Annotated in this window: 5 protein-coding genes; 2 read left to right on the forward strand and 3 right to left on the reverse strand. The window is 50.5% G+C overall.

What is annotated here, in order from left to right; all coding sequences use genetic code 11:
* On the reverse strand, positions 1–1,032 hold a 1,032-nt coding region (locus IQ219_RS16805), incomplete at its 3' end, for a PIN/TRAM domain-containing protein (RefSeq protein WP_194073366.1).
* A gap of 175 nt (positions 1,033–1,207) precedes the next feature.
* Between IQ219_RS16805 and IQ219_RS16810 the strand changes: the two genes are divergently transcribed.
* Both IQ219_RS16810 and IQ219_RS16815 read left to right on the forward strand, forming a co-directional pair.
* Positions 1,208–1,438, forward strand: coding sequence for a hypothetical protein (locus tag IQ219_RS16810; protein WP_190598760.1), 231 nt, complete (start codon positions 1,208–1,210; stop codon positions 1,436–1,438).
* Between the two features lie 87 nt (positions 1,439–1,525).
* Positions 1,526–2,824, forward strand: coding sequence for an ATP-binding protein (locus tag IQ219_RS16815; RefSeq protein WP_190598759.1), 1,299 nt, complete (start codon positions 1,526–1,528; stop codon positions 2,822–2,824).
* Here IQ219_RS16815 and IQ219_RS16820 read toward each other — a convergent pair.
* The gene (locus IQ219_RS16820; protein ID WP_194073367.1) at positions 2,821–3,666 is read right to left on the reverse strand and encodes a M48 family metallopeptidase; all 846 of its coding nucleotides are present in this window, start codon (positions 3,664–3,666) and stop codon (positions 2,821–2,823) included. The genes IQ219_RS16815 and IQ219_RS16820 overlap by 4 nt on opposite strands.
* Before the next feature lie 324 nt (positions 3,667–3,990).
* Positions 3,991–4,512, reverse strand: a complete 522-nt coding sequence (locus IQ219_RS16825) for a late competence development ComFB family protein (protein WP_190598757.1) — start codon at positions 4,510–4,512, stop codon at positions 3,991–3,993.
* Between the last annotated feature and the right edge of the window lie 258 nt (positions 4,513–4,770).

Genomic DNA, 4,770 nt, shown 5'->3' on the forward strand with positions numbered 1-4,770 from the left:
GCAGGTTTGTAAAGCTGAAGTAACAATGACCTGCAATTCTGAGCCCACATGGTTGCGTCCTTCTTCCACCACCACCATGGTGCCATCTTCTAGGTAACCTACTCCCTGGGAAGCTTCCTTGCCTTGTTTGACGATTTTTAATGCGAGGGAATCCCCTGGCAGGTAAATGGGGCGCACTGCCTGGGCTAAATCGTTAACGTTGAGAATTTGTACTTTCTGCAAATTGGCAACTTTGCTGAGGTTGTAATCATTGGTCAGTAAAATGCCATTGATTTCCTGAGCCAAATGGACTAGTTTGGCGTCCACGGTGGCAATGTCGTCATAATCAGCGGAATGAATGACAATGCTTTCGGGAAAATCCGCCTGGATACTGCCCAGAATGTCCAAGCCCCGCCGGCCGCGCACCCGTTTTTGGTCGTTGCTCGCATCGGCTAATTGTTGCAGTTCCGCCAAGACAAATTGGGGCACTAATACCTGACCTTCAATAAAACCGGTGGCCAATAGGGGTTCAATGCGGCCGTCGATAATGCAACTGGTATCAACAATTTTGGGCGCGATGGGTTTGAGGGTGCCCTCGGCCAACAACATGGTTTCAATACTATTGGGGTTAATGAGGCGCATGAAGGTGCGGCCATGGGTGTCGGCCAAACTAATGCCAAGAAAGGCAAAAATAATACTGCCAAACACTGCCAGGGTGGGCTTAATAAACGAAAATTCCCCCGGAATGGGTAACAGAAAGATGGGGGCAAGCATGAGGTTGGCAATCAACAAACCAATGACCAAACCCACTGCCCTGGTGAGAATGGTTTCAATGGGGGTTTGACGAATCTGGTTTTCCAATCTCCGGTAAGTAGTTTGGGCCACTAGCCCGATCGCCAGGCCGATAATGGACATAAATCCCGCCGCCAGCCATCGCAGGGCGTCCATGTTAGAAATTTGCATCTGTACGGAATCCGGTAACAGATCCACCACGGCGAAGCCGACCCCTGCAAAGGTGAAAATGGAGAGGAGAATAATAACGGCGTCTAACATGGCAGAGTTATGGAACTGGCGTTGATAACTTGGAGGCGGCAGGAAGTTTACAAAAATTGTTCAATCTGGATGGATTTTCCCAATTGGTAACTTTTCCTGAAGTTCCATATATTATATCCGCCTGGCCTGAAACTGATGGGATAGTATAATTGGTGAAGACTTCGTTTCTAAAGCCATGAATGATAATACCTCCGCCTCGCTTCGGGACTCTGAAAAAATAGAAGTTTCCATTCAGTTGGACTCGGATCTGATGGATCAAATTCAGCATTTGACCAATGAGCCGAATCGGGTAATTGAAATGGCTGTGAAGCAATGGCTAAGGGGGGAAAAACAACGGGATGATGAGCTAACCCGCAACTTACGCCGCAATCCCCCCGTTCCCCCCCGGGGAGAGTGGAACGACTAACTTTTCTGGCTTTCTCAGGGAGAGATAGACTCCATGGTTGGTTGTGCTATTTCCTCCCCTGACTCCATCACTTAACCACTTTTTGACATGGGACAGCCGAGCGATTTAACGGAATCCACCCTCAGATTTTCTTCTTTGGATCCTCTGCACCCCCCTGTTATTTCCCAACTGACGGCGATCGCCAAAAGGATCCGACGCAATAGCCTCCATCTGCCCACCATTTGGCAAGAGGCGGTGGATAGTATTGGTTCTACCTTGGGGGTAAGCCGTTGCCTGTTGTTGACCAGAGATACCCAAAGTCGTCACCTACAGATTGAAGCGGAATTTTGCCAGCCTACGGTAGCGGCGTTCACCAACCTGATTGTGCCGGAGGAAAGTGAAATTTGGCGGCGGCTATTTGAGCAACACCAACCCCTCACCCTCTACGATATCCAGTTTCAAGGGGAGGATTTGGCGGGGCTGTGGATTTTCCCTACCCTCTACCAAGACCAAGCCAATGGCTATCTCTGTTTGCAACAACTGAGCCCAGCCCCCGGCCCCTGGCATCCAGAAACGGAAGCCCTGCTCCAGGAATTGGCCGAGCAAACCGGAACGGCGATCGCCCATGCCACCCTCTACCAAGAATTAAGACAGGCCACCAAAGCGGCGGAGGAAGCATCCCGACTCAAAAGTGAATTCCTGGCCAGCACCACCCACGAACTCCGCACCCCGTTAAATGGCATCATCGGCTTTTTGCGGCTAATTTTAGATGACATGGCAGATTCTGAAGCAGAAAGGCATGAATTTATCGAAGAAGCTTACCAGTCTGCCCTATTGCTGCTGAATTTAATTAACGACATCCTCGACCTAGCCAAAATTGAAGCGGGGCGAGTGGGCATTGAATTGGAAGTGGTGGATTTTGGTGAAGTACTCCAGGCGACGGAAAATTTTGCCCTACCCCAAGCCCAAAATAAGGGCCTCAGCTTTTGCCTAACGGCTCCTCCCCAAAGACCCCTAGCGGTTTACGGCAATCAGCGTTGGTTGCTGCAGGTGATGCTGAATATTGTCGGCAACGCCCTCAAATTTACCCATGAAGGGGGTATCACAGTGACGGTGGAAGTGGTACCTCGCACTGTAGTTTGGGAAGGGGTGCAAAAACCAGGATTATTAAAAGTGAGCGTGGCAGACACGGGGATTGGGGTTTCCCTGGAGCAACAGTCCAAGTTATTTAAAAAATTTGTTCAAATTGATGGCTCCCATTCCAAAGCCTATGGAGGTACAGGATTGGGACTGGTAATTTCCCAAAAGCTGGTGGAAACAATGGGGGGCAAGGTGGCTTTTTTTAGCATGGGGGAAGGATTGGGGTCCACCGTCACCTTCACTGTTTTGCTAGAGGAATTACCCTAACGGAGGGTGGGGACCTGACGGCCAATGCGGCGGCTATAGGCTTGGGAGTCCAACCCATCCCCTTGGTAAAGGTATTGGGGCGGAATGCTCCTCTGCAGTGAGGTAATGCGATTTTGGGTGAGGGGATGACTGCTGAGGAACTCTGGAGCGGCGCCACTCTGTCGCTGTAGTTTTTCCATAAAACTAACCATGCCTGCGGGGGCATAGCCTGCCCGCACTAGATTCCTTAACCCCATGGCATCGGCGTTTAATTCATCTTCCCGGCTCATGGGCAGATTGAAGCCCAGTTGCATTGCCATTTGGACAATGTTATTTTCCCGCATACCAGCGGCGGAAATTAATCCCTGGGAAAGGCCCACATCCCGCATTCTAGTTACGGCGTCCCGATCAGCAATGTGGGCAATTTCGTGCGCGATGACACTGGCTAACTCGGCTTCATTTTCGGCGGCGGCAATCAGGCCAGTATTAATGTAAACAAACCCCCCCATGGTGGCAAAGGCGTTAATTCTGCGGTCATCCACCACCTGGAATGTGTAGGGAATATTGGGTCGGCTACTGGTGCGGGCTAACCGTTGGCCAATTTCGTCGATGTAACCCTGCAATTGGCGATCGCCGTGGGGACGAAATTCTCCCCGTTGGTAGAGTTGCTGATTAATCTGTTGCCCCAACCGTACTTCCTGCTGGTCAGAAAGATTGGAAAGTTGAATCACCTGTAGCCCTTGGAGCAATAAATTCATCCAGGATTGGGCCCCCGCTGGAGACGCAACCCCGACGGTAACAGTGGTGGTGAGAACAACAGTTAGAATCCAAGCAGCAAAACTTTGATAGCGACGAAAACACATCTCGAATTAAGCCCAATTAATTCACAGCATCAGCCGGGGCTGCCATGGAACGGTAAAAGAATAGTTGGGGAGAATAAACTAGGGCAGAATCGGCCACAGCAGGCCAACTAATCATTACCATGCCAAGGATAGCCATCGACGGATAGATCAATCCTATGGCCGGGAACCTAGGGCCTCTCCCTGCCCTATGGCAGTTCTTGATTTGCTCTAATCCAATCGAACCACTGGACTAACTCCTCAGTCGCCTAGGTTTCCTTAAATTTCTCACTACTTTGTACTAACTTTATCGTAGTTCACCGCCATGGCCCCGGTTTCATGGTGTGGCTAGTCCTGGGCTAAGGCTTCTAGCAAGAGCGCCATTTGGCTAATCAAATCCTGCTTAACCAATGGTTCTAGGGGCTTACGGTCGGCGATTTGAGGACGATCAAAGTATCGACCCAGCCCTTCTTTCACCTGTTGTTGGATGAGAAATTCCAGTTCTTCGGAGGCCCGTTGACGTTGATATTCGGCCCCTTCTTCGGAGGTGGCGTACAGAGGCGGTAAGCGGTTGAGGGCATAGGCGGCAATGTCGGCAATATCAGGTTGTTTTTCCGTGGTTTTCTGATACTTAGACACCTGGGAAACCACCTCCGTCAGAACCATTTCTTCCATGACGTTAATAAACTGTTTGTGGGGCATGGCCACCACATCCCCGGCCAATAGGGCCGCCATCAGGCGATCAAGCGCTTCGTATTCCCCTTGATCCAAATCCACCCCACTTTCACAAAGACGACCCACTTCTGCTTCCATAGCGGGGGTGAGGTATCCATCCTGGACGGCTTTAGCGAAGATTTCTTGGATGCTCATGGGGGAGTTAATTCGGAGTGGAAGGGCTGACTTTGGGAGGAAAAAAGGACAGAGTTCTGGGACAGGTGCCGGCCATGGAGATTAGCTTAGTTCAATCAACGGGCCACAAAAACATGGTTTAACAATGTTGTTTAATCATATCTTTGGCCATTCATTGCTTTGACTAGATTATTAATTCCTAACGGCGGGGGGTGATGTAGGCGATCGCCGCTAGGCGCACAATGGTGGAACGTTCCGAGTCATCGACTAGCCCTAGGC

This window comes from Synechocystis sp. LEGE 06083, from assembly GCF_015207725.1.
GTDB classification, from domain to species: domain Bacteria; phylum Cyanobacteriota; class Cyanobacteriia; order Cyanobacteriales; family Microcystaceae; genus Synechocystis; species Synechocystis salina.